Annotated in this window: 23 protein-coding genes and 3 pseudogenes; 9 read left to right on the top strand and 17 right to left on the bottom strand. The window is 33.9% G+C overall.

The window, feature by feature from the left end:
- Nucleotides 1–161: 161 nt before the first annotated feature.
- The 6 genes from ZPR_RS06360 to ZPR_RS06335 all read right to left on the bottom strand — a co-directional run bounded on the left by ZPR_RS06360 (nucleotide 162) and on the right by ZPR_RS06335 (nucleotide 4,946).
- On the bottom strand, nucleotides 162–1,094 hold the full coding sequence (locus ZPR_RS06360; RefSeq protein WP_013070820.1) for a hypothetical protein: 933 nt from the start codon (nucleotides 1,092–1,094) through the stop codon (nucleotides 162–164).
- A gap of 77 nt (nucleotides 1,095–1,171) precedes the next feature.
- Nucleotides 1,172–1,678: a hypothetical protein gene (locus ZPR_RS06355; RefSeq protein ID WP_013070819.1), complete on the bottom strand. Its 507-nt coding sequence runs from the start codon at nucleotides 1,676–1,678 to the stop codon at nucleotides 1,172–1,174.
- Between the two features lie 72 nt (nucleotides 1,679–1,750).
- Entirely contained in the window at nucleotides 1,751–2,620 is an 870-nt protein-coding gene (locus ZPR_RS06350) for a hypothetical protein (protein ID WP_013070818.1), read from the bottom strand.
- Nucleotides 2,621–2,672: 52 nt separating this feature from the next.
- Nucleotides 2,673–3,272, bottom strand: a complete 600-nt coding sequence (locus tag ZPR_RS06345; protein ID WP_041578732.1) for a hypothetical protein — start codon at nucleotides 3,270–3,272, stop codon at nucleotides 2,673–2,675.
- Between the two features lie 141 nt (nucleotides 3,273–3,413).
- Nucleotides 3,414–4,661 (bottom strand): carboxypeptidase-like regulatory domain-containing protein, encoded by a 1,248-nt coding sequence (locus ZPR_RS06340; protein ID WP_013070816.1) that lies wholly within the window; start codon nucleotides 4,659–4,661, stop codon nucleotides 3,414–3,416.
- Nucleotides 4,662–4,670: 9 nt separating this feature from the next.
- Nucleotides 4,671–4,946, bottom strand: coding sequence for a hypothetical protein (locus ZPR_RS06335; protein ID WP_013070815.1), 276 nt, complete (start codon nucleotides 4,944–4,946; stop codon nucleotides 4,671–4,673).
- A 524-nt stretch (nucleotides 4,947–5,470) separates the two neighbouring features.
- Between ZPR_RS06335 and ZPR_RS06330 the strand changes: the two genes are divergently transcribed.
- The 6 genes and pseudogenes from ZPR_RS06330 (at nucleotide 5,471) to ZPR_RS06310 (ending at nucleotide 9,820) form a co-directional block, all read left to right on the top strand.
- A complete protein-coding gene (locus ZPR_RS06330; protein ID WP_013070814.1) occupies nucleotides 5,471–6,034 on the top strand; it encodes a Crp/Fnr family transcriptional regulator in 564 nt (187 codons plus the stop codon).
- Nucleotides 6,035–6,089: 55 nt separating this feature from the next.
- Nucleotides 6,090–6,998, top strand: coding sequence for an alpha/beta fold hydrolase (locus tag ZPR_RS06325; RefSeq protein WP_148211663.1), 909 nt, complete (start codon nucleotides 6,090–6,092; stop codon nucleotides 6,996–6,998).
- A gap of 22 nt (nucleotides 6,999–7,020) precedes the next feature.
- A complete protein-coding gene (locus ZPR_RS23925; RefSeq protein WP_013070812.1) occupies nucleotides 7,021–7,164 on the top strand; it encodes a protein secretion chaperonin in 144 nt (47 codons plus the stop codon).
- Between the two features lie 12 nt (nucleotides 7,165–7,176).
- Complete coding sequence (locus tag ZPR_RS23920; protein WP_316928317.1) at nucleotides 7,177–7,362, top strand: hypothetical protein; 186 nt, start codon at nucleotides 7,177–7,179, stop codon at nucleotides 7,360–7,362.
- A gap of 698 nt (nucleotides 7,363–8,060) precedes the next feature.
- Nucleotides 8,061–9,304: pseudogene (locus ZPR_RS06315) on the top strand (IS256 family transposase).
- Between the two features lie 276 nt (nucleotides 9,305–9,580).
- Entirely contained in the window at nucleotides 9,581–9,820 is a 240-nt protein-coding gene (locus tag ZPR_RS06310) for a hypothetical protein (RefSeq protein ID WP_148211662.1), read from the top strand.
- Between the two features lie 287 nt (nucleotides 9,821–10,107).
- Here the strand turns inward: ZPR_RS06310 and ZPR_RS06305 are convergent, their stop codons facing one another.
- The 4 genes from ZPR_RS06305 to ZPR_RS06290 form a co-directional block, all read right to left on the bottom strand.
- Nucleotides 10,108–10,581, bottom strand: a complete 474-nt coding sequence (locus tag ZPR_RS06305) for a hypothetical protein (protein WP_013070807.1) — start codon at nucleotides 10,579–10,581, stop codon at nucleotides 10,108–10,110.
- A gap of 113 nt (nucleotides 10,582–10,694) precedes the next feature.
- Nucleotides 10,695–13,304, bottom strand: coding sequence for a carboxypeptidase-like, regulatory region (locus ZPR_RS06300; protein WP_013070806.1), 2,610 nt, complete (start codon nucleotides 13,302–13,304; stop codon nucleotides 10,695–10,697).
- Nucleotides 13,288–14,079 (bottom strand): GLPGLI family protein, encoded by a 792-nt coding sequence (locus ZPR_RS06295; RefSeq protein ID WP_201765803.1) that lies wholly within the window; start codon nucleotides 14,077–14,079, stop codon nucleotides 13,288–13,290. The genes ZPR_RS06300 and ZPR_RS06295 overlap by 17 nt, the downstream gene beginning before the upstream one ends.
- A gap of 274 nt (nucleotides 14,080–14,353) precedes the next feature.
- On the bottom strand, nucleotides 14,354–14,611 hold the full coding sequence (locus ZPR_RS06290) for a hypothetical protein (protein WP_013070803.1): 258 nt from the start codon (nucleotides 14,609–14,611) through the stop codon (nucleotides 14,354–14,356).
- A 348-nt stretch (nucleotides 14,612–14,959) separates the two neighbouring features.
- On the opposite strand from ZPR_RS06290, the gene ZPR_RS06285 reads away from it, so the two are divergent.
- The gene (locus tag ZPR_RS06285; RefSeq protein WP_187288262.1) at nucleotides 14,960–15,352 is read left to right on the top strand and encodes a helix-turn-helix domain-containing protein; all 393 of its coding nucleotides are present in this window, start codon (nucleotides 14,960–14,962) and stop codon (nucleotides 15,350–15,352) included.
- Between the two features lie 108 nt (nucleotides 15,353–15,460).
- The gene (locus ZPR_RS06280; RefSeq protein ID WP_013070801.1) at nucleotides 15,461–16,174 is read left to right on the top strand and encodes a hypothetical protein; all 714 of its coding nucleotides are present in this window, start codon (nucleotides 15,461–15,463) and stop codon (nucleotides 16,172–16,174) included.
- A gap of 8 nt (nucleotides 16,175–16,182) precedes the next feature.
- Here the strand turns inward: ZPR_RS06280 and istB are convergent, their stop codons facing one another.
- Together istB and istA are read right to left on the bottom strand one after the other, a co-directional pair.
- Nucleotides 16,183–16,920, bottom strand: coding sequence for an IS21-like element helper ATPase IstB (gene istB, locus ZPR_RS06275; RefSeq protein ID WP_013070800.1), 738 nt, complete (start codon nucleotides 16,918–16,920; stop codon nucleotides 16,183–16,185).
- Nucleotides 16,921–16,943: 23 nt separating this feature from the next.
- On the bottom strand, nucleotides 16,944–18,497 hold the full coding sequence (gene istA / locus ZPR_RS06270) for an IS21 family transposase (protein WP_041578731.1): 1,554 nt from the start codon (nucleotides 18,495–18,497) through the stop codon (nucleotides 16,944–16,946).
- A 189-nt stretch (nucleotides 18,498–18,686) separates the two neighbouring features.
- Here istA and ZPR_RS06265 point away from each other — a divergent pair.
- Nucleotides 18,687–19,136: pseudogene (locus ZPR_RS06265) on the top strand (transposase); the annotation flags it as partial.
- 297 nt (nucleotides 19,137–19,433) lie between these two features.
- Here the strand turns inward: ZPR_RS06265 and ZPR_RS06260 are convergent.
- The 5 genes and pseudogenes from ZPR_RS06260 to tnpC all read right to left on the bottom strand — a co-directional run.
- Nucleotides 19,434–21,944 carry an SIR2 family protein gene (locus tag ZPR_RS06260; RefSeq protein WP_013070797.1) on the bottom strand — a complete coding sequence of 837 codons (2,511 nt, stop codon included), beginning with the start codon at nucleotides 21,942–21,944 and terminating at the stop codon, nucleotides 19,434–19,436.
- A gap of 156 nt (nucleotides 21,945–22,100) precedes the next feature.
- The gene (locus ZPR_RS06255; RefSeq protein WP_041578730.1) at nucleotides 22,101–22,781 is read right to left on the bottom strand and encodes a hypothetical protein; all 681 of its coding nucleotides are present in this window, start codon (nucleotides 22,779–22,781) and stop codon (nucleotides 22,101–22,103) included.
- Entirely contained in the window at nucleotides 22,759–23,034 is a 276-nt protein-coding gene (locus ZPR_RS06250; RefSeq protein ID WP_041578729.1) for a hypothetical protein, read from the bottom strand. The genes ZPR_RS06255 and ZPR_RS06250 overlap by 23 nt, the downstream gene beginning before the upstream one ends.
- A 323-nt stretch (nucleotides 23,035–23,357) precedes the next feature.
- Nucleotides 23,358–23,882: a hypothetical protein gene (locus ZPR_RS06245; RefSeq protein WP_013070794.1), complete on the bottom strand. Its 525-nt coding sequence runs from the start codon at nucleotides 23,880–23,882 to the stop codon at nucleotides 23,358–23,360.
- 529 nt (nucleotides 23,883–24,411) lie between these two features.
- Nucleotides 24,412–25,197 (bottom strand): annotated as a pseudogene (gene tnpC, locus ZPR_RS06240) (IS66 family transposase); the annotation flags it as partial.
- Nucleotides 25,198–25,234 lie beyond the last annotated feature (37 nt).

Below are 25,234 nucleotides of genomic sequence, written 5' to 3'. Positions count from 1 at the left end.
ACATTCTCTAACATTACTACGGCATTAATGATTACAAAGTTTGTCTTGGGTGTGCTATATAAAACAAAGTTTTCACCCTTTCATTTCAGGAGTTCAGGGCCTTAAACCCCTTAAAGGAATATACAGCAATTTATAAAAATTCTATCTCTTAATCGCGTCATTTAATGCTTATATAACTCTAGACCTATTTCTCCGCGCGAAGAACTATCCCCCTTAAAATTTAGATAGAGTCTACCTCTTTTTAAAATTCCGCAGCCGATATATGAACTTTTCGTATTCTCACTTATTATAATCTCTACATCCTTTACAGGTGTTCCTTGAATATTAATTGAATCTAATTTTATTTTATATTGAATGTCACTCCCCCCAAGTTTATTCGCTCCGCCACTATCTACAGATCTAGGGATAAGTTTATATTTTTCAATTAAATAGGCGCCCAATTTGCTACCAGCAGGTATCATCATATCATTTCCAGCACCGAGGTCTACAATTACTTTTTGTTCGTTCTGATCAATACTTATAGTTAACCATGGGAATTCTGTATTCCTGTCGAATTGGTTACTTATTAAAGTGTTTAATAATTGATAAGGTTGTGTATTGTAGCATATTTCATTATTTCTAAAGTCAAATTTCCAGTTCAAGTCATTGAAAAAATCAAGGCCAAGTATGCCAACTTCAAAACTATTAAAAGCCTTATTGGGGCGTATGTAAAAATTAGATGCAGAAAAAGTATTCGAAATAGATATAGTATCCATCAGCCTCAATCGAACTTTACTGCGCTTATTATTCACATCTATTGTGGAATGTCTATATGGAGTTTTTTTTAATTTCCATTTCTTTACGACCCAGTCGCTTGGTAATTGAGAAAAATGACAATACGTATCAATGATCATAAGAAAACTTTCGTTGTTGTAAGAGGCTTCTAAAAGCAGTCTGCCAGATTTCTCATGGTAAGGGATACAACCGGACTGGTCTTTAGGCTTAATTTCCATTTCTTGCCCGCTAACATTTGTTAGGCAACATATTGTAAAAAGCAGATTCATAATTAATATATGAATGCCCTGATATTTAGTGATTAAGGATATAACTTTCATTCAGATGATGTCTATTTTCTTTAATTGCATTTATTGGTTTAGAAAGTTTGTATAAAAGTCTGGCATTAGGGTAGCACTTACTTTCTTACATAAAATTTAAATTCATCTCTACCTAATAGTCCGTTTCCGTCAATTCCTTCGATTATTCCCCAATAATGACTACTTATGCTGGAACAATAGAACTCTATTTCTGCCTTACCATTTTTATCCGTTACAACATCAGGTTTCCAATAAAGGGTATTGCGATAATCTGGAAAATCATCATGCAATTCTTTTTTATCATAAACAGGACTGTAAAATTCCTTTTTAGGATAATAGCTTTTGGTCCGAGCTAAATTGTATTTTTTTAATAATTCTTCCTCAGTAAATTCAAGATAATGATATGTTATATATTGACGTCCTTTTATTGTATAGGCTGTTCTTTCACTATTCCATTGGAAACCTATGTATTGTCCGTAAGCTTCTACCTCGACAGGTTTGGTATTTTTATCAGAAAACTCATGAACTTCACAATTTAAAAAACCACTTTCACACTCATAATCATTATTGATATTCAATTTTGCCAGACTGTCCAACGAACCCATATATTTATCTCTAAAAATCTGTTTTTTTACCGGTTAACACCACTTCTTCCAATAAGTTTACATTATCGGACGCTACATATAATCGTTCTGGACTAATAGCTGTTTTTTCTTTGGGCTCCGACAAAGGTAGCTAATATTTTGATCGGTTATAAGTTTATTAAGAGGTTCAAAAGAAGGATCAACAATGCCAATGCCAAGCTCCTTGATATTGGTTAGCAATTTTAAATACATATAGCCTCTTTTCTCCTGCTGTAGATACTGGGGTAATATTACGAATTGTCCAAGGCTATCTACTTCAAGGAGAGTTTTGCCTGATTCTGAATTGCCAGCAAAAGACATTACGTACTGCTCTCCTAAATTTACCTGTGTTTTTCGCTTCTTGAGGTATATCCTACCAATGAGCGTATCAGTGATATAAGGTTGTTTTTCTACAGTTTCTTCTTTAAGATTGTTTTCCTGCCATTCATATTTCCGCCATCCCTGTGTAAGCATCAGCAGGTCTAATGACTCCTTACGACCAGGCTGTTCTGGATTGAAAGAATATTCAGGATCATAGATTATTCCCCTTAAGACTGTGGACAAAAAGAAATGACCTTCTATGGTCTTTGAATCTTCAGGGTCATCATATATTTTATCGTAAACGCTTGCTCCCAAGTGTGCTAAAACTGGATTTCCTTCGTCATCCGTAACTTTAATTTTAATTTTCACCTTTTCCTTTGTAAAGTATATTTCTTTATCCGCAATTGCTTTGATATATAATTTCTGGTCATGATTTACAAAAAGCAAACGCTCGGTTACTGGGACTAGCTCATGATTAAACAGGGTGATTTCGGCTATGCCCCTCGGGAAATTTTTAACAGGGATCTTGATAAGCTTTTCATGGTTTAAACTAATTGCTACCAATGCATACACTACACCTCTAATTTGAATCCTTAAGTACATATATTTGCCGGGGCAGGTAGAGACTCTGCATGGCCTTTAAAACAAGTGTGTCCTAAGAGTTTGACAACAATTGTAAAACTTGTCCTTTCGATTTAATTTCCTGTAATATGTATTTTTTGGAACTCCCTTCTAATTCGATATGGTATTCCTTTTTGGAATCAGGAATAAAATAAAAACTTCCCATACCGGCATGCAAACTTTTAAACTCTATTAGGGTTTTGTTATTTTCAAATAAAGTACCGGAAACCTCCTGGGGATTTCTATATTTATCAACCGCCTTAAAGGCTAACTTATTTTTCAAACCCGACACTAAATGCCCTCCTTCCGGCATCAGGCTGAAATCTAATTCCTTTTGTTTCAATTGCGGTGGATCAGTAGTGATCTCCTTCTGTAGTGAAGAAATGTTCTGAATAATTTTGACTTTTCTTACCGATTTGATGACTTCTTCGTCTTTGTTAATGGAATTTGGGGTTTGAGCTACCAAGAAATAATGTCCGGGAGAGAGCGAATCCGGAATATAAAGGTGACCCTCATTTAATTTTTCTGCTAATATTTTGGGAATAGAATTGCTAGTCTGACAATAAGCACTGGTAAGTAAAATCACAAAAGACAAAAAGAACCATATTTTATTTACTTTAATTTGATGTTTCATATCATAAACTTTCACCAGTTGGCTTTAGTCGTTTATAGAGCAATACTAGGAATTTTTAAAGTTCCCCAAGCAGGTTAAACATTATATATAATTTTATTCCCGGGTAATAATCGTCTAAAATTCACTGGTATAATATATTTCTTAAAAATTTTCCTTTAGGCGCCGAATGACTGTCCTGGCTATTTCCTCTCTTTGGGCATTCACAAAGAACCATCGGCCCGAATAATCCTGAAATTCTTTTTCTAATGAAGGTATATCACTTTCAATTTTTTCATGATCTTTATCCTTAGTAATACCCAAGTCCCGCCATTCCTGAGGATCATACTGGATATAAGGATTTCCATCGTAATTATTTAAGCTCCAGTATTCATTTTCATTTAATGAAAATTTTTGAAATTTCTGAACCAATATCTCCAGGTCGTTTTGGTACAACAGATTTTGATTCTCATAATGAGCATTGATTGAAGAAACAAAAGGAGTATTTTCAAAATAATTAAACGCAATCCTCACTTTTGCAGTCAATAGTTTATGGAATGCCCTGCTCCAGTATTTATTTGTTGTACATTCAATTTTAAAGATCTCTTTGCTCTCTTTAAAAATATGTATGGTACCTTCTGCTATATCCCCTTTAAAGCGAATACTGTATACTATATTATTATTGAAAAGATAAGTTGAATCAATTTTGTAACTGTAACCTCTATAATGTTTTTCTGAAAGTAACCCGTATAATTCAATATATCGAAAAATATTTAAATTCGCTCCTCCTGATGGGGCAGGCAATTCATAAGGAAGGCTTTTATATTGTTTCCATTCGGAATTAGAAACGTAAGCTTTGGTATTTTCACAGAAGAACTTGTAATTTGACAGTAATGTAGCATCCTTCATCGTTCCTGCATAGATGGAATAACCAATGCTCTCCATGTACATAATATATTCATGATCCTTTTTAGCTTTTTCCCGGTAATGTGCAATGGCAATATGAGGTTGCTCTCTTCGATTTTTATTATAACTCTTAACGGTTTCTTTAATTAATTGTTTTAAGTTGATATTTTCGGTGTTTATAACAACTTCATTAAGCTCAAAGGCATCTTGAATGAGCTCAAATTCCTTTAATTTCATACTTTCTGCCACAGTTAATTTTATAGGCTTATAGCCCATATAAGTAATGGAGATACTATCAGAAAGTTTTGTATCAAAGAGAGGAAAGGTAAAATTTCCGTTTTCATCAGTGGTAGTCCCTAGAGATTTATCTGAAAAAATAATTGAAGCATAGACTAAAGGTGTTTTGGTTTCTTTATCAATGATCCTACCTTCAATAATAAATTTCTCTTGAGCTATTACATGAATACTGAATAGAGCTATTACTATTAAAAATATGCATCTTTTCATGTGTCTTTATTAAAGTCCGGAATTAAAAAGTACTTGAAAATGAGAATAGGTTTTATCATAACCTAAATAGAGTTGTGTAATTAGATGTCTATATAATATTATTTCAACATTTTTATTTTTCTGCTTATCGTAGCCTTTAAAGATGAATTGATCAGAAAGAATTTTTGCCCTTCCGGAATATCGATGCACAGGAGGAGAAAACATAATATGTGAAATTACCCAATCCGACCAATTTCTTTTCTTTAAATCAGAATCATAAATGAATAAAAGATTTTCGATAGTCATTTGAGATATTTGATGAGTAAAGTAATTTACGGTCTGAATTTAGTAAATTCTTGTCTAACCTCTGTATTCATTTGAGAGATATAATCAAAAAAAGGCACAGCAAGAGGACAACACGCACAGCGATGTTGTTATTTTTTATTTTATTGATTATCATTTTTTTTATACGTTCAACTCAAAATGTTTTCATGGATTTTTGCTGCAAACCCTCTGGGAAGCCCTATAAACAGGCAATTATTTACAGCAAAAATTAGTAAAAAATGAAATTGTAGGTATCTATTGAACAATCCTCACCATATTTCCTTTCACTACGCTACAGTCAAAACGGTTCGTCGAAATGGTCTTGAACATAAGCCAAAAGCAAACAAAAATAGTAATAGATTGAAGCGGAAAATTTGCTTTTGACTTACGTTCGCTTTACCTAGATTGTGCATGCAATATCTTTACAACAAATATTTATTCTAAGGCTGTTTAAAGTTTAGATTTGATAATTTTGTCATATTCGTTTTAACGCTTTAATATCTGTTATGGAAGATTTTGAAAAATACCTTTATGATATTGTAAAACTCTCAGATAGTTCTGTACGCCGAATATTAAGCTTTGTAGTTTGTAAGGAAATTAAAAAAAAGGAATTTTTAATCAGACCTGGTAAAGTAGGAAACTTCATCGCTTTTGTAAATAGCGGAGTCCTTAGGTACTTTATCGGAAAAGATGGATCTGAATACAATATAGACTTTCATTTAAAATTCACTTTCGCTAGTGCTTATTCTAGTTTTTTAACAGGAAAGCCAGCTATAGGCTTTTTACAGGCGCTTGAAGATAGCCAATTACTGATTTTAGGTAAAGAAAGTTATAATGAACTTCTTGCTGAAAATATTGAAGCTTATAAATTTGCTAAATTTATTAGTGATGATTACTTCCTTAGAAAATGTAAACGTCAAACCTCTCTTTTAATGGATTCTGCAAAGGACAGGTATTCGCTTTTACTTGAAACTTATCCTGGTATAGAACAAAAGGTACCCCAATATCAAATAGCTTCTTATTTGGGAATCAAACCGGAATCGTTAAGTAGGATCAAATCCTTAACATAGGTCAATGAAAAAATTCTAATGATGTTGGATTTTTGAACCGTTAAAAATTTAAATTATGGTTCGAAAAAAAATATCAATTCCTTTTATATGGTTAGTTACTGTTATTGGGAGCGCTCAATCGCTACCATCTACTCAATATTTGAATGTAGACAATGAAAAGATAGCGTATATAGAACAAGGAGAAGGGGAAATTATATTATTATTACATGGATGGCCACAGACATCGTATACTTGGAGAAAAGTCATTCCAATACTTTCCAAAAAATATAGAGTAATCGCTTTGGACTTACCTGGTCTTGGTTATAGTGATCCTACAACAAATTATGATAGTAAATTTATAGCCAATAAGATTCACCACTTTCTAACTAAGATGGAGATTAATTCCTTTCACTTGGTTGGGCATGATATTGGAGCGTGGATAGCCACTACCTATAGTTTATTATATGAGAAAAATTTGAAAACTCTTTGCTTAGTTGATGCGGGAATTCCTGGCTTCATTGGTTCAGATTTATTTAGCCCTGAGAATGCTGATAAAATTTGGCAATTCTACTTTAATCAAATTGAAGATCTTCCAGAATTTTTAATCCATGGAAAAGAAAAAGCATACCTGAAATGGTTTTTTGAAAATAAATCTTTTGTAAAATCAGCTATTAATTCAAATGATCTTAAAATTTATACTGATGCGTACAAGGGAAAAGAAAAGCTAAAAATTGGATTTAATTATTACAGGGCATTTTTTGAAAGTAGTACTCAAAATAAAAAACTTCTAAGGAAGCTAAGTATTCCAGTCTTAGCAATAGGTGGTAAACAGGCAGTTGGTATGAGCTTAGGAAATTCAATAAAAAAAATAACCAATAACCTAACAAACATTTCTATTGATTCTTGCGGGCACTATATCCCGGAAGAAAAGCCAGATATTCTTTCTTATTATCTTATGAAAACTATAGAGGGTGTTCAAAAATAAATCATTTATAATTTAAAAAAATATGGAAAATCAAAATTTGACTTGGAATGATTTTACAAAGGTCGAGATGCGTGTAGGTACCATCATATCAGCTGAAGACTTTAAAAAAGTAAAAAAGCCTGCATATCAAATGATAATTGATTTTGGAGCTTTTGGAACAAGATAAACTTCAGCTCAAATCACTAAATTATATGACTCCAATGAAATCTTAGGGATGCAGGTAATTACCGTTATTAATTTTCCACCAAAACAGATTGCCAATATAATGAGCCAGTGCCTTGTTCTAGGTATTTTAGGAGAAAACGATACCGTTACCTTATTAAAGCCAGATAAAAAAGTTGAAAATGGTAGCCTAATTCAATAAAGAAATTATTTATCTGTTTCTAAAAAAAATCTATAAACTTACTTTCAATTTTACAGCCTTATCTTTTTCTCAAAAGAACAGGATTTAGCATTAGCGGGCGCATAAACCGGTAAGCTACGCTTTCCTATTTATAGCCCTTTTCCTAATCCTAAATCCTGTAGAAGTATCTATACCAAAAAGGTAATGTGACGGCTCTAAGAAGTAAATGGCCTATTTCATTTGATCTTTAGTAGTACTTCAATGAAACTAAAAAGGCAAATGCTCTGGATAAAAAAAGTAAATAAGTTTTATGAATATATTTTCCATAGAATGGAAATGTTAATACCTAGTAATAGGTATTTCAACTTTTTACAGTCTGTTATAAATTCCAAATTCATTAAAAATTTAATTTAAAAATTACTTTATGTTATTATTTAAAAGACTGTTAATTCTGTTAAGTCTATTTATCATTAACTATTGTTTCTCTCAATCAGTGTCTACAACCTCTTTAAACTCATATTTAAAGAACTATAAATTCCATGAAGTAATAGATGTTAAATCCTCAAATGATACTTTAACTATTTTCGGTTACGACAAAAACGATGTTTTAAATCTAAGAAAGATAAAATTAAATCGTTACCAAGTATTTAGTATTACGTTGAGGTTGTAATTTGAAGTCTGTCTGAGAAATTTTATATTAAAACTCAAACAGAATTAGAATGACACAAGATGAATTAAACAAGATTGAAAAGAAAGCCTTAGAACAACTTACCACTGGCAAAAGTCTATTTGGAAAGGATGGTGCTTTTGCACCGCTTCTACAGAATTTTTTAGACAAGGCTCTCGAAGCAGAGATGGATGGCCATCTTGACCATGAAGAGCGCTCCCATGGAAATAAGCGTAATGGTAAGGGTAACAAGAAACTTAAAACAGGGGTTGGCACTTTTGATATTAAAACACCACAGGACCGTCACAGTAGTTTCGAACCCGAGATCGTAAGAAGCGCCAAACCATTCTGGCTGATAACCTCTCCGAGAAAATAATCGGTCTTTACGGGCTTGGAATGAGTTACCGGGATATCTGCAGCCATATCAAAGAAATGTACGATACTGAGATCTCCCACAATGTTCTAACAGAGATTACCGACCGGATTATCCCTGATATTAAAGCCTGGCAAAATCGTCCCTTAGAACCTCTTTACTGTATCGTATGGCTGGATGCCATGCACTATAAAGTCAAAGTGGATGGGAAGATAAAACATAGGGCGCTCTATAATATTCTGGGCATAAACAAAGATGGGTATAAAGAAGTGCTTGGAATGTATATTTCAGAAAGCGAAGGTGCCAATTTCTGGCTTCAGGTACTTACTGACCTTCAAAATAGGGGACTTGAGGATATACTCATTGCCTGTACTGACAATCTCAAAGGCTTTACGGAAGCTATCCTCAGCATTTTCCCGAAAACAGAGGTGCAGCTGTGCATAATTCATCAAATAAGGAACTCGATGAAATATGTAGCCTCTAAGGATCAGAAGGAGTTTATGACAGACTTAAAATTGGTGTATCGTGCTACCAGCAAAGAAGTAGCGCAAGACCAGCTCCTGAACCTGGAAGAGAAATGGGGCAAGAAATACCCGGTAGTTATTGAAAGCTGGCAGAACAACTGGGAGCACCTATCACAGTATTTTAAATATACTCAGCCCATCAGAAAGCTTATTTATACCACCAATGCCGTGGAAGGATTCCATAGACAAGTACGTAAGGTAACCAAGACTAAAGGAGCCTTTAGCAATGATATGGCACTGCTCAAATTAGTTTACCTGGCTACTCAGAACATCCAAAAGAAATGGACCACTCCACTTCATAATTGGAGCTTGACAATACAGCAATTATATATTAGATTTGAAGACCGTATTAGGCTCGATTTGGCAACCACTGCTTCGGGGGTACCCCCGAAGCAGTGAAACAGAGGACAGAGTTTAAATTACACTCCCATTACGTCAAACAGTCTTCCATTTAAAAAAGGTCATTGGAAACCTCTCCCAATTTCATTAATTACGATACCTTTTAAAGTTAGACCTAAAAATAAATACAAATCTTCAACAGCTTCCTCTGGAATTAATAATTTAGGTTTTAATCTAAATTTTATTGAATTTGAGAGAAATAGATATTTTTGGACGGGTTTTAAATCAAATCATAAGTTTTCTTTAGGTATTTGGGCAGCTCCTATGGTAGAAAAATTGAATTCAGAAACAACGAAAAACTATTTAAAAGATGAAAATGAAGTTAGTCAATTTTTTATTTCAACTGGTCTCACAATAAATTATACATACAATAATATTAGCTTTTCATTTGTACCCATAGGATTTGATTATGCGACATCAACTATAGGAAAAGAATGGATATACAATCAAAAACGTTGGTGGGGATTTGGAATAGGTCTCGAACCAAAATTCTTACAATCATTGATGAATAAATAAAATACCCTTAAACCTCTCTTTTTTTAATTGCGACCGTGGGGAGCAATCAAAATTGTTTCCACAGACACACATCTTGAATTACCACGTAATTTGTAGTCCTGTAGTTAATTTTTAACCGTGTCCACTAATCAAATAACCATATGAATACATCATTTAGATGTTATGAATTTCAGCTAATTCAGTTAATCGTTTCTTTCCTTCAACACGTACAGCTTTCAAAAATTTAAATGCCAAATCGGAAGTATAATATCCGTCCTCAATGGGGATATGATGAAGCGATTTATAGTTTAAATTGTATTGCGCATGGCATAATAGATTATAAACTCGTTGAGATCGAAAGGATGTTTAGGAAGAACAATTTTTATACTCTTACTAAAGTTCTGGCATAGATGAATCATATAATCTAAATCAAATACGGGTGGCTTAAATTCCCAATAAACCCAAAGTAGCGCTGCACAGGTTTGTGAAATAGCTTGATTCGCTAAAAGAAGTTTAGCTGGTTCGCTATAGGTATCATCATCACTCACATCCAATTTACTATTAAAGTATTCTGCTTTACTAATTCTAGACTTCCAATGCTCATGTATTCGTTGAAACATTATTGGATGATTATTATATCCGGTAAGAAAAAAAGGGCTCTCTTGAAAAATTATATTTTTCTTATTTAAAGCTAAACTTAAAAAATTGTCTCCTTCCGTCAATCGGTTTTCAATCTCATTCAGGGTATAATGAATACTAAAAATCTTTACTTTTTGTTTCATTTTAGTAAACACCTTTTCCGTAAAAGAAGCTGAAAAAGAAAAATTTGTCTATCTTGAAAAAATCTTAATGACGAAATAACAATCTTAGAAAAATAAAAGATTGCCAATTTAATTTATATCCTCCATTTCGCATAAGCAAGTACAAATCGCTCTACACTTTTGTAGCGAAGTTCAGATCGTTCAAAATTAGTGATGTTCTGAAAGCGATAATATTGAGTGTTGAATACGTTTTGTGCATTAAAACCGAAAGTCCAATTGCTTTGCTTAGGTCGATATTCGGCATTTATTAGGCTACTTTCAAAAAACTGATCGTCTACCAGAAATAATTCATTTTTAAAGTTCAAAAAAAACTTATCGTTGATTCTAAAAACATTTTCAAAACTGGCCGAGTAATTTTCAATTTTGGTTGAATTTCCTTCAATTTCACCTGAGTTTCTCATATAATTCAGCTGAAAATAAAAATCGTAATTCCCTTTAAAATAGGTTGTTCCCCTCAGATAGAGATTTTGCGATTTATTCTTGATTAAAGCAAACTGATCATTCAAGACCGAAGGCCTGGTAAACCACATTTGGTTAATTCCAAGTTTGGCGGTCATATTCAACTTATCGATAAAGGTGGTCACCCCAGCATTCAGGTTTAAAAAGTCTTCTGAATTTGTGTAAAATAAGGAAGAAAAATTATAGTTTTCAGCAATAAAATTTTGGCGTACAAAACTGTTTTGATAATCTACATAAGACAATGTTGTACTCAGTAAAAATCGATCTTTTACTTTATTCAAAATATAGCTAAGCGAATAGCGGTGACTCTTTAGAAGTTCTACTTGCTGTGCCCCATATTGAATACTCCTGTAACTTTTTAAAACGCCAAAACTGGGCAAAGAACTTAGCCTTGGCAAATCCTGCTGAAATTTATAAGAAAGTCTGAAATTGCCAAAACTGTTTTTTAACCAACGATACGAAAGTTCAGGATTATAGATTAGATATTGGTCTTTAAAAAAAGAGTTCCTATAATCTAGAATATCTCCTGTTATTTTAGCATTCATATCCATTTTTTCATTCATCTGGTAAGCGAGCTTTAGCCCGCCCCTTAAACTTAGCTGCCGCGAATCATTACCGCCACTTAAGCTATCGATCGCGATTTCAGCATTTATTTCGTTTGATGTTCCGGTAAATTCTTCGTCTAAATGCTGCACTCCGCCAAAAAAACTATACGACCATTTCTTTTTCCTGAAAATGAAATCGGCCTCAATCCCCTGATAGTTTAATGTTGTTTTATAATTCCCGGTTATCGCTCTATCAGCTTCCAGAAAAGAAACCGGCGAAGCTGTAAAATCTTCGTCCAATTTTTTGTGGGCTATATATCCATACATGATCATAGCTCCATTTTTAATCTTTTTACTGAAATTAATATCGGTTTCCAGATTTCGTTCCCGAGTGTCCAAATCCTGATCGATCAGATCGTTATTAAATTGAAGCGAAGTACCAGAGGCATAAGATTTCAGATCGACCACATTTGTAAAATTTAAATAATGATCTTTAGAAATCGCACTCGAAATTTCGATCTCATTTCTAAAATTCCGTGTTTTTCCTGCAAAATCATGTTGTTCATTATAGGTAATTGGATCATCCAGAAAATAAGTATAATTACCGCCAAACTGCTGATCGAGCTTTTCATTGATATACGAAGTTGCAGCTCTTAATTTCGTGTTTTTGCTTAAAGGTTTATGAATTAAAAAATGATCGAAAAAACTTTTATTTTGAATATAATTTCGCTCATCGAGCATAATCGTACTTTCCTGTAAATACACTTGAGGATCTAATTTTTTTGAAAAATCCTTATCAAAATCATTGAACCCCGAACTATTTTCTGAAACATAACTAGAAAGTTGTTCGTCTGCCCATTCGCCAGTATTGTTCCACTTTCCCAGATTCAGGAATTTTATTTTTTCCTTAATCAGCCCCAGATTACTCTCTAGCTTTGAGCGTTCGCGATTTCCGATCCCGGCAGTATTTGTTCCAAAAAGTACCGTTTTTCGATCTTCCTTTAATTTTAGATTTAAAACCTTGGCATCTGAATTTAAAAACTGTTTTAAAACGGGATTTTCTTCATAATTGCTTATTACCTCAACTTTATCGAGCACTTGAGCGTCCAGGTTTTTTGAAATGATTTTATAATTATTATTGGCTAAATCATCTCCTTCGATCAGGATCTTTTTAATGTACTGTCCCTGCGCTTTAATATTTCCATCGCCATCAATTTCGATACCGGGAATATTGCGCAAAACATCTTCAACGGTTTGCTCGGTTTTATTGGTAAAAGCGCTGACTTTATAACGCAACGTATCGGTTTTAATAACAATCTTTTCATCTGGTCGCAGTAAAACTTCGTCCAGGCTTTCTACCTGTGGTACTAATTTTATAGTATAAGATTGTTTATTTTTAAGCAAAAAAATTTCCTGCTTAGTAAAGCCCATGCTGTTAGCGACCAAAACTAAATTTTCCTGAAATTCTGGAATAATCAGTTCAAAAACACCTTTTGCATCGGTGTAGCCAAAAGCTAGAAAACGGGTATCCTGCTTTAAAATTACAGAAGCGCCCTCGATGGTTTCGCTTGTTATTGAATCCTGAACGATTCCATGTACTACAAATTCACCAGATTGTCCATAAAGACTCCCCAGACAAGAGAAAATAAAAACAACTATAATTTTATTGATCGTCTGCAAATCCTTCTATATAACTTCTTAGCATTAAATTTTGAGTTGTATTATTTACATGAATGCCACGTATATTTGCACTCTCAGCACTCATTCTACCTGAAATCAAAGCACTTTTTAAAGCTTTGATTTGATCTTTTTTAAAATCCTCAGTACTCATCCATTCCCCATCATGTTCGATTGGTTTTAATAAATATGATTTATCCGTAGGATATTCTATAGATTTAAAATACCAGTAAATTTCTTTATTGGTATCGTAAGCTTCCAGAATTAAACCGGGCAAGCCTTGCAATTTCCACGGGCCAATAGGTAACGGAATTTCGGGAGTAAACCAGGCCGTATAATCCCGACCTCTAAAATGAGCGGTAGCTTTATTAGCTGTAAACTTCCCGATGGCCTTAGTTTCCGAAGTAATATTCCATTTGATTTTAGGAGTACGATCTTTTACATAACTAAAACCTATATCTCTTGAAGTAAAAATTCCTTTTTTAAAATCATTTAAATGTCTAAAGCCTATTTCATTAGTAGTAACAGTTCTTGAAATTCTTGCAGTGCCTTCAAAATTACGTTGTTCTCTTATATGTCCTCCTTCTAAAGAATCCATCCTTGTAATAAATAAAGAACGATTATTATCAAATACCAGAATAGCGTTTAGATCAGGACCGACTGGCGCCCCAGCTCCCATACTTTGAATTTCTCCGTAATAAACTAAACCTGTTTGGTTTTGGCCTTGAGTGAGTAATGATGAGAAAACAGTAATTAGAAGAAGTATTTTTTTTGTCATATTAAATTTGAAAAAAGCCATTATTTGTGGTTAATAATTGATTAAAATATTATGATTTAATTTCCTAGACAAGTTTGCTGGAACTGCTCACGCATAGCATCAGCATATTGACATTCAAAGGTCCATTCCAACTCCGCGACTCCGTCGCCATCTCAGTCAACTCTTACGCTTTCTGCACAAGGGGGCAAATTAATATTTCCTTCACTTGGAATATTCTTATCTAAATTATTTTCACTAAATGATATTAAAATCATTGTCAAAATAGAACATGGTATTAAAATTTTTTCTTAGTTAAAGATTTTAAAAATAATTGCTTTTTTTGAAAAGTATTAAAAAATGTAAAAACATAACTGTTAAAAATAAAATGTTTTATTTTTAATAAAGCTTCTTTTTTCTTTGGCCGAGTATCTTGATAACTATAGGAGCAAATTATAATCAAGAAATCTCTATATTGATAGATGAATAAAGTTTCAACGATACTGGTAATTGCGGTAACGATCTTTTTAATATCTAAGGACTGTAAATTTTTCATAGCGGTAAATTTTAAAGTTGATAATGAGGATTTCCGTAATTTGGGGTAATGCAAATTCTATAACTTTGTGAGGATGTAAATGGTAAGCATAGATCAAGAGGTTTTAAAATGAAACTTTAGTGGGGGTAATGAGGATTCAAGTTTTAAAAGGAAGCGGCTGTAGCGAATCAAAATGACTAGTAAATTGCCTTTAGACGATGTGGCATTTATTAGAAAATTATTTTTAATATTTAGATAACCCTTGGAATAGGTAATCTCGATTATCGAGTAAAAAACAAGGAGAATCTTGTTTTTTACTGCAAAGAGTGAGGAGTACAACTTTTAAAAAGAATGTTTATCTTTGAGATTATGAGCACAGCAACAAAAACCAGTCATATCGGTAGAAAAATCAGCCGAATCAGAGAACTTCGAGGAATGAAGCAAGAAACCCTTGCCGCAGAATTAGGAATCAGCCAACAAAGTGTTTCCAGCTTAGAACAAAGCGAGCATATTGAGGATGAAAAGTTGGAAAGAGTGGCGAAAGTGTTAGGGGTGAGTAAAGAAGCTATTGAGAACTTTTCCGAGGAATCGATTTTTCACAATATTAATAATTTCAACGATAACAGTGTGAATAACGGTCCATTAAATAATTTTCACTGTACGTTTAACCCTTTAGATAAAGTCGTTGAACTTTATGAGCGTTTGGTTCAAGCGGAAAAGGATAAGGTGGCTTATTTGGAGAAATTATTGGAAAAAAAATAGTGAAGAAAAAAATACTTAAGAATTGAATAAAGTGTCGATAACCGGATGAATGTTGCGGTAAATCGACACTTTTTTTATTTATAAAAAAAGTTAGCTATAATACAAAATGTGAATACAAACGAACTAAATAAAAGAATTAGAAAAATTGATTTAGAGCAAGTTCTAAAAATTTTCGAATCAAATAAAAAGCCTGAACTAAATAATGTTATTGAAAAAATCAGAAAAGAAAGTTATAGCATATTAGCTCACGATGAAAAAAATATTGAAAGTTATGATTTGTTATTAATTGTAAATTACAACGAACTTACTGGATATGCTTTAAATTCTGAAAGAAAGCTGAAAAATAGAGATATAATAACATATCAATTTTGTAGATTTTTAAGTGAAGAGTTTAAAAATTTAAATGAAATTATATTATTTAATACATTTCAAAATCTATTAAAATCAACATACGAAATGTTTGGTTTTTTCTGTGTCAATCAATATGAATTGAAAGAATTAAATAATCCTATATTTATACTAAAAGGTAAAAAAGCGGTAGAGAAAGTTTTGACTATTGAACCTATAAGTTTTTTTAAATTAATTTTTAATAAAAAATCGATTATTGAAAATGAAAAAGGAATTGAAAAAATTTATCTAATTTATGATTTGAATGATAATTTATTCAAAGTTGGTTTTACGAAAAAAACTATAGAAGAAAGAATTAAAAGTATTTCTGAACCAACTATTAAAGGCAAAAAACCTGATGGCTATTTCGGAGTGATGGTGCCAGCTGTTTCGGTCAAACAGTGCCACTTTAAAAGATACTGCAATTATATATAAAATTAATGTTACTGGTTCTTTAAAGCTCCTTTTCTTAGCGACTCACCCTTTAGGTCAATACGGTGTGAGGAGTTTACAATCCTGTCCAAGATTGCATCTGCGATAGTCCCCTCCCCAATAATATCGTACCAGGCAGATACGGGTATTTGTGAGGATATAATTGTGGAAGCTTTATTATAGCGGTCATCGATGATATCCATCAGGGTTTCCCTTGCGTGATTATCAAAACTCTGTAACCCAAAGTCATCGAGGATTAGAAGGTCTGCTTTGATGAGTTTTCCCAGTTCCTTAAGGTAGGTGCCATCGACCTTACTAAGTTTTAGTTTTTTAAAAAGCCGGGCTGTGTTTGTGTATATGGTTTTGTATTCCATCATACACCCCTGATGCCCTAAAGCCTGAGCTAAATAACTTTTACCTACTCCTGAAGCACCGGTAAGGATGATGTTTTCTTTTCTGGTTATAAAATCCAGACTGCCTAATCGAGCAAACATATTCTTATCCAGATTCCGGTTCTGGGAGTAGTTAATGTCAGCCAGACTGGCCTGTTGTTTAAATCCCGCCTGTTTTAAAAGCCTTTCTATCTTACGGTTGTGTCGGTCTTCCCACTGGTGATCGGTCAATAATGCCAGATATTCATCGGCAGTGATCCCGGCTATGCGGTTGTCTTTAAGATGTTGCAGGTGCAGCTGAGCCATAGCCCCTAGTCGCATTTCTTTTAATTTTTCAATAGTCTGATTGTTGTTCATAGTTACTGTTTTTAAAGGTTAGATTACTGATAAGCTGAAGCACCGCGTATGTTAGTATGCTTCGGTATATGTGTTTTATTTTCTTCCAAATCCTGATAGAACAGGGAGCTCTTGTCCAGATTGTTTTTCAGGATGTTCTTGATGCGCTGATAGGTGGCTGCATCTGCTTGTAAAGCTCTTTTACAGGCATTGTCCAGCCGCTGGGAGCCGTAGGATTTATGGAGCTGAATAAGCCCCATAGCACGCTTATACCCTATTTCAGGATAATCTACCGCAGTGATTATTTTTTCGACACAATCCACCACGTGCTTCCCGTGCAAGGCTGCTTTCTTTTTAAAGAATTCAGGACTCCAGTCGCTATAGTATTTATGGGTGCTGCTCAGGTGTTCTTTGTTAGTATTATAACTGCCTTTTGAGGGGTTGCGCTGATGCAGGGCGATGCGTTGATAGTGGTAATACACTTCAACTAAAGAACGGGTGTAATGCAAGGTGGTTTCCTTTCCTATGTAGCGATAGGGCACGCTGTAATAGCTTTTATCCGGGGAGAAGTACACATAGCCTATTTTCTGAACCTTTGCCCTTCGGTAGCTTTTTAATTCATAAGCTGTCTCTGGAAGGGGCTTCAAGTATTCCTGCTCCACAGATTGGAACAGTTCCCTGCGACTGGACTCCTTGCGGGAGAACAATAAGTTGTTGTAATGCCCCAGCTGCTTTTTTATCTCCCTGTTGAGTTCTTCTATAGAGAAGAAGCTCATCTTGCGCATAGGATAATAGATCCGTTGATAGGCCAGGTTTACGGCATTCTCTACTAAAGCCTTGTCCTGTGGAGCATAGCCTCGGGTGGGGTTGATCACACAGTTGTAATGCCGGGCAAAGTCTTTAAAACTTCGGTTGATCTCGGGCTCATACCTGCTGGCACGGTTAACAGCTGATTTTAGGTTGTCAGAGACAATCGCTTTAGGTACCCCGCCATAAAAGTGTAAAGTGTTACGGCAACAGTTGATCAGCTCATCGCGTTTCTGACTTTTGCAAGCCTCTACATAGGTGTAATGACTGTTGGGCAAAATAGCTACAAACACCTCGACAGGAATTAATTCCCCGGTTTGTTTGTCAATAATGTGAAGCTTTTTACCGGCAAAATCAATGAAGAGTTCCTTGCCGGGGTCGTGCTCAAGCTTCATCGAGCCTTTGATTTTAGCATATTTACGGCGGTAATGCTCCATAAACTGTGTATAGCCATATGGGTTTTTAGACTGGGAGACATACTCCTGATAATGATATAAAAAGGTAAACCCGGGATGGTTACGGGCTTGGTTAAGCTCCTTAAAATAGAGCATCAGCTCTTGATACCGGGAGTTGTCAATAGTGCTGTGGGAGGGAAAAAGTTTATCTAAGGTTGCATTATCAAGGGTCAGCAACTCTTTAAGAGCATAGTCACTAACGCTAAACAAACGCATATAGGTGTTTACCGTATTGCGGGAGATCCCAAGGGTGGCTCCAATTTTACGGTTACTAAACCCATCGAGGTGTAAGGATATTATCTGTTTTAAGTCCATTGGATCAAGTGTGTTGGCCATATCGCTTCGTTTTAAGCGACAAGGTATTATTTACTTGATCTTTTAAAGTGGCACAAAACAAACCGAAACAACTGGCACAAATCGAACCGATACAGGTTTAACTTAATACCAAAAGTGGCACAATTTAAACCGAAATGCCTGGCACTAACCGACCGAAATCAGTGGCACAATTTGATCCGAGTTATCCAAGTTTATTGTAAACGTCCATTTTTAGGTCCCGCCCAGGTGGTGGAATACCTTGGCCGCTATACCCATAAGATCGCCATAAGTAACCATCGGATAAAAAACCTGGATAATCAAAGCTTTACATTTGCTGTAAAGGACTACCGCCACGGGGGAAGAAAATCCTTGTTACGTTTATCCGATGCAGCGTTCATCAGGAGGTTCGCACTTCACGTACTTCCCAAAGGATTTGTTCGCATCCGGCATTATGGGATCTTGAGTTCCTACCATAAAAAAATTACACTTACCCAGCTACAGAAAAACCTGGTACGGGTGCAACTCAAAGAGCATCAACCATTACAACACCAGCTTTGCCCGGTGTGCAAGAAAGGAAAATTGGTGACACTCACTACTTTTACCGCCCGAGGCCCACCTAGATACTGGATGGAAAAACTAAGAAAACAATCAAATAAATGAGTACGAAAAACGATCTTTCCGGGCGTAACAGGAAACCTATGGCTTAAAACGATCAAAATGACACTAAATCCTGTAAGTACCAGTGAAGGAACATAGTAAAAAGCAGTTGCACTTTAGGTCAATAACCAAAAGCCGATATCTTGCATAGAGACAAGATTTACTATCCGACAAATACTACCTCCTAAAAATAGACTAATCCCCATATATGGCTAACCGGCAAAGAACTGGTTTAGTCAACAGTGCGTTCATGTTAGGCCGTTCCGGCCACACTAACGCTTAGTTATTGGGCAAAGTAAATTACTCCAATACATCTTCAAAATCGATTTCAGAATCTGAAAACATAGACTTAAGCATTTTTAAATCATGGTATCCTATTTTCATTATGTTCTCTTTTTTGATCGATTTCAGATACCTTAAAAATTTATTGCTCAATTCTTTTGACATAGCATCATCAGGATCTTTATCAATTAATTGTTTTAAAAGCTTGAACAATTCTTTTAATTCTCTATTAGTTGGTTTGATTTTAAATTTTTTGAGAAAATTTATTTTTTCATAAAGATAGGTATGAGTTGAAAAGGCCTTAACTTGATACTCCTCTCGATTATTTATTAGAGTTAGTAAAATTTCTTCACCCTCTTCAAATGTGGCTAAGGCTAGGGATTTATTATCCATATTATTTGCTTGTTTCAGAAAATTTCTGCCAATCGCATTTTGTATCATATAAGAACTTGGAGCAATTGCCTCTGCTTGGCGAAAATGGTTTAATGCTTTGTCGAAGCTTTTACTATTTTGCTCAGTAATACCCAATTGTATCCAATAATTAAAACTAATACCGAGATCCTCTTTCAGGTCGTACAGCATATTTCTAATTTGAGTACTTGACAATTTTAATTTTTTTCTAAGAACTTTTTGTTTGATACAGGAAGCTTCTATATGATTCCACAAATTACCTGGCCGGTTATCTAATTGCGGAGAAATACTTTTCAAAATGGCTTTTAAGATTTCTATTATCTTATCTTTTGGTATGGATTCAAAAATACTTTTTAAATAAAAACCAGACCTTAAACTGATATCACCATTAGATGTATATTTTATAAAATTTTCAATTTCACCTAAAACCTTTTTTGAATCCCCGCCGTATTGTAAAGAAATTAATTCTTTTGGGACCGTAGGTATATCTAGCTTTTCAAAAATTGCTAACAATGATAGTAAATCATGTTCGGAACTACTCTGTAGTAGTAGAGGTTTAAGTTCTTTATTTAATCGATTTCTAAATTCTTTACCATATGTAATCTCATATAATAAGCTTAATACATCATTATTTTCAGATATATATTTTATTCTTTCAGCTTGATTTTTAGATTTAAGTGAGCCCAAATAACCCTTTTGGTCCAATGTTCTTTCTATTTCTGTAGCAAATTCTTTAGAGATATTTGGTTCTAAAAATTTTTCAATATGTGGAAAATCAATAATACTATATCGCAATCTTATGTGAAGTGGTATACGAGAGGTTGTAATTACAATCAATCTTTGGTCATTCGGTATTAAATTTATTAAACGTGTTATGTCTTTATACATATGAGCTGCATCATCAATAAGAAGACAAAAATACTTTTGTTCCTTATTTAACTTGATCCATTTAAAAAATTCAAAATAATTGAAATATTTTCCTTCATAACTCCATACTTCAAATCCTTCCATATCTAACTTTTGCCCCAATCTGAGGAGATAGGAACTTTTTCCTGAAAGCCCTTTTCCATATAGGGCTATAAGGCCAGACTGCAAATCTTTAAGCGCATTATCGAAATGTTTTAATGAGTTGTTTATTTCACTATTTTCAAAATCCCATTCATCAAATATATCCTTCCAAGTTGGTTCATATCCAAAATACAATTCACTCTCATAATTTTCTATTGGAAATATTTGAGACTTTAAATCGTTGAGATTTTTGAATCTAAATCTACTTAATGTTCTTTTTTGCTTTATTGTCTGGCTCGAATCTTTGTTTTCTTGTACTCGTAGAACAAAATCAAAGAATTCTTCGGTTTTCCATTCTATTAAAGTAGCTCCTAATTTTTTAATCTTACTCTTCAGTATTATTGATGGGGATGGGTTTATAAATATGAGGCTGCCCTTAGAAGATTGATATCCGGAATTTTCATAAAGCTTTAAGTAAAAATCAATATTGATTTCATTGAAATCATGACCAAGAAAAATTATTGATTCAGAATGCATATCCAATGAAAGACTATTGAAACGGTAATCTTTATTTAGAATCATAGAGTCCAAATAACTTCTGGAACTGAATGTAAACCCTTCACTTGGATTATTCACGCAACCGTGAAGCTTATATAGTTCAGTTTTACCTTTATTATCTAAAGTAGATTTTCTTTTGAAATTTTGAACTAACAAACTTTTCTTGGAAATCTGATAACTAGTTTCGATTATATCATCTATGTTAGTTGTATATATTTTCTTCCAAGGAAATTTGGTTATTAATTTTTGATGTTCGGATGGCTCAGTGTTTTTAAAAATCTCGATTAAGAAATCTTCTAGGTGAGCCTTACTTTTTTCACTTTCACAGAAATCGCTTACATCAGATAAACTAAATTTGATCAGGTCATTATAGTTTTCTGAGTCTATTGGATACTTTAATAACTGCGTAATTAATATCTCTTTAAGTTGTGATCCATTAGGAATTGGGTGGTTCTGATTTGTTTTACCTCCTAATGAGAATCCAGCACCTAGAAATAAAATTGGATCTTCTATTTCTAAAACTCTTTTAAGCTCTATTTCTTTTTTATTCATTAATCGATTATTTATTTTGCCCAACGGTTAGGCTATGAGTAGTTGCGTAGGTTAGGACTTAACTTTGCAAGTATACACCAGACTGAAAATCCGTGAGGATTTTCAGAAGTATGCGAGAACAAGCAATTACTTATAGCCATTGTTGTGCCTTCGTTTTTATTTATTTTCAATGATATACCATTTATTTTTTTCTTTATCGTAAGAAAGATTTTTTCGATAATGTTCTAACAAAATTAGAGCTGAATCAATTTTCTTTCCTTCAAGTCTCAAGTAATTAATAGTGTCTTTGTTTTTGATTTTATAGAATTCAGTAAATTTAATTCCGTAATTATCGATAATCATCTTTAGCTTTTGGTCAAGTTCAGAGTTTTTAGATTTCAACTTGATTCTCAATAATTTTAAACTGTCGATTGTATTTCTCAAACTATCTTTCTCATTTACTAGTTCATTATATGTTACAATTTTGTCACCTCTAACTTGATAACTATATGAAGTCGTAATTGTTGAATCATTTTTTTGAACTCTTTTAATATCCATTATTGTTTTTATAATAGAATCAATTTTTTGGTTCTCCAATTCTGAGTTCAAGTTCTCCAGTTTGGTATTATAGGTAGTTGAAATAATTAAAAGAACAAATAATAAAACAACTAAGCTCAAAAGAATTAAAAATATCTTTCTTATTCCTTTAAAGAATGTTCTAACTTCTTCTGTTGCTTTTAAAATTGTTTCCAGTGATTTTTCATCTTTCACTTCCTCCGATTTTTTTAAAGTTTGAACTTTTTTTACAATCAGATTTAGTGAATCACTGATTGACTCATTCTTCGCTTTTTTGCTCATAATCAGTGATTTTAATTTTTAACTCCTTATTTTCTAGTTTCAAAGATTCTATTTCATAGCTCAATGTTTGAATTTCGATAAAATTGTTTTTTTTGATTTCTAATATTTCAACATTTTTCACATAGTCATTATAATAGACACCTGCTGTAAATCCCATTCCAAGTAAAGTGAATATTGAAATGGCTGTACCAGCTGAAGTTCCCATCTGTTTGATGAGAAACTGAAAAGATATTTTCCTCTTTTTTTTAGCCATTAATTATTTCAAAATGGTATTCATTAGTGATTTTGTCAAATTGCCCCCAACGTACGGATAACAAAACAAGTTGTGTTATATCCATTTTAGTTAAAACACTAATCTACCGTAATTTTAATTGATTTAAAAGCATTTATAACTACACACGTATAAATTCCAGTAGCTTTTGTGAATCGATACCAGTAAAAACTCAACCTCGGTTACTCTCAACACTCCCCTAGCCTAACGGCTACTATTAAAGTGCTCTAAAAAAATTAAAAACCACATAACCGGCAGTAAAAAGGATCTTCATGTTAGGTCGTTCCTACCACACGAAGACTTAGTTATTGGGCATTGGCTTTTTTTATTTTTAATTGATATTTAATTCCGTATATCAGTCCGATTATTCCACCGAGATAGCTAAAATTATGCATTGTTCCAGCAATCAAAAAACTTTTTCGGTCGGTTAAATCCGCTGGAAGATTCCAATTAGCATTTATGTTTGAGATTACAAACTTACCAACCAAAACGCCCACCATTCCAAATCCGATTGCGATTAATAAAGTCCGAATTGTTGCTCCGAAAGTATTCTTCCACATTATTTTTGCAGTCGGTTGAAATAGTCCAACAATTCCGTTTATCAATCTGATTAAAAGTCCAAACCACCAAGTCGATAAAAATCCAACTACTCCAATTGTCATAATCACAGTATCTGGATAGGCAACAAATCCAAATTGTTCAAGTTTGAATTTTGTAAAATATTCATTCGAGATTGAGTAAGAAACTTGATTGTGAAAAATTCCGTAAATCGAAGCAAGAATTATCGAAATAATTACGATTAATATTAAAAGTCCAATTTTTTTCGCCATTTCGATTTTTAGCTTGCGCCCAACATAAATATAAACCTACCGGTACCTTCATTTCTATTTTAGAGAACACTAAATTTACCGCATTTTTAGTTGTTTTAAAAGACAAGTATAAATTCCAGTAGTTATGCGTAAAAACTCAACCTGGATTACTCTCAATACTCCCCTCGCCTAACGGCTACAATTAAAATGCTCAGCAAGAAATAACCTATCACATAACTGCCAATCAACAGGATCTTCATGTTAGGCCGTTCCGGCCACACGAACGCTTAGTTATTGTGCACTGGCTTATAATATAAAAATTAATAATATAATCATTGCAAAAAAAAGTCCTCCAGCAATTCTATTAGCTGTTTCAGTTTCTAAATTCTCATAAGTATTAGTTCTTTTATTATTCCAGTATTTTTTAAATTTTATATGTTTAGTGCCTTTCATTTTTGCAATTAGATAGCTTATTAGTATGCACCCCACCAAGTACATCTAGGAAGTTAATCTGAATATACTTATAACAGAACTTAGCGGTGAAGATCTATTAGGTATTCTTTAGTTTTTTATAATTCTGTGGATACAGATCCCGGAGGTTTTTATGATTGATAGTGAGAATATTCTCCAGGGTATGCTTTAACCACTCCTGCGGATTCACGTCGTGCTTTTTGCAGATAGCCATAAAGGAATAAATACACGCCGATCGCTGTGCTGCATTATGAGACCCGGCGAACAAGTAGTTTTTTCTTCCGATTGTAAGGGGTCTAAGGGCATTCTCAGTAAGGTTCGTATCAATCTCCAGGATTCCATCATATAAATAGGTGTGTAGCTTGTCCCACTTACCCAAGGTGTAATGTATGGCTTTTGCTATCGGACTTTTCGGTAGGATGTGGTTCTTCTGTAATTCATCTACCATCCATTTACCAAACCCCTCGAGGATCTTTAAGGATTCATCCAGGCGAAGCGCTTTTCGTTGCTCGGGATCCAGGTTGTTTTCCCTGGCCCTGGCTTCGACTTTATAAAGCTTTTGGATATAAGTCAGGGCTATTTCAGCTCGCTGCTTATCATTATCCAGGGATTTGGTAAATTCTCTTCGAGCGTGTGCCCAACAGTTCAGGTGCGTAATCCCTTCCCGTGCTCCGATTTTGTCATATACGCTGTACCCGTCACTTTGCAAGTAGCCTTTAAATCCAGATAATACGTGCTGGGCAGCCTGGGCACTTCGTCCGGGTTGGTAATCAAAGAGTACGGTTTTATCTATAGGGCAATGGTACACCCAGTAATAGCCCTGATGGGTGGTGCCCTTTTTGTTTTTATCCATCACTTTTATGGGGTCGAGTAGACAAGGGGAATTTCACCCCAAGTCTCTC

Origin of the sequence: Zunongwangia profunda SM-A87 (assembly GCF_000023465.1) — a bacterium.
Classification (GTDB): domain Bacteria; phylum Bacteroidota; class Bacteroidia; order Flavobacteriales; family Flavobacteriaceae; genus Zunongwangia; species Zunongwangia profunda.
The sequence above is the reverse complement of the archived record's forward strand: the minus strand, read 5'-3'. Positions and strand labels throughout refer to the sequence as shown.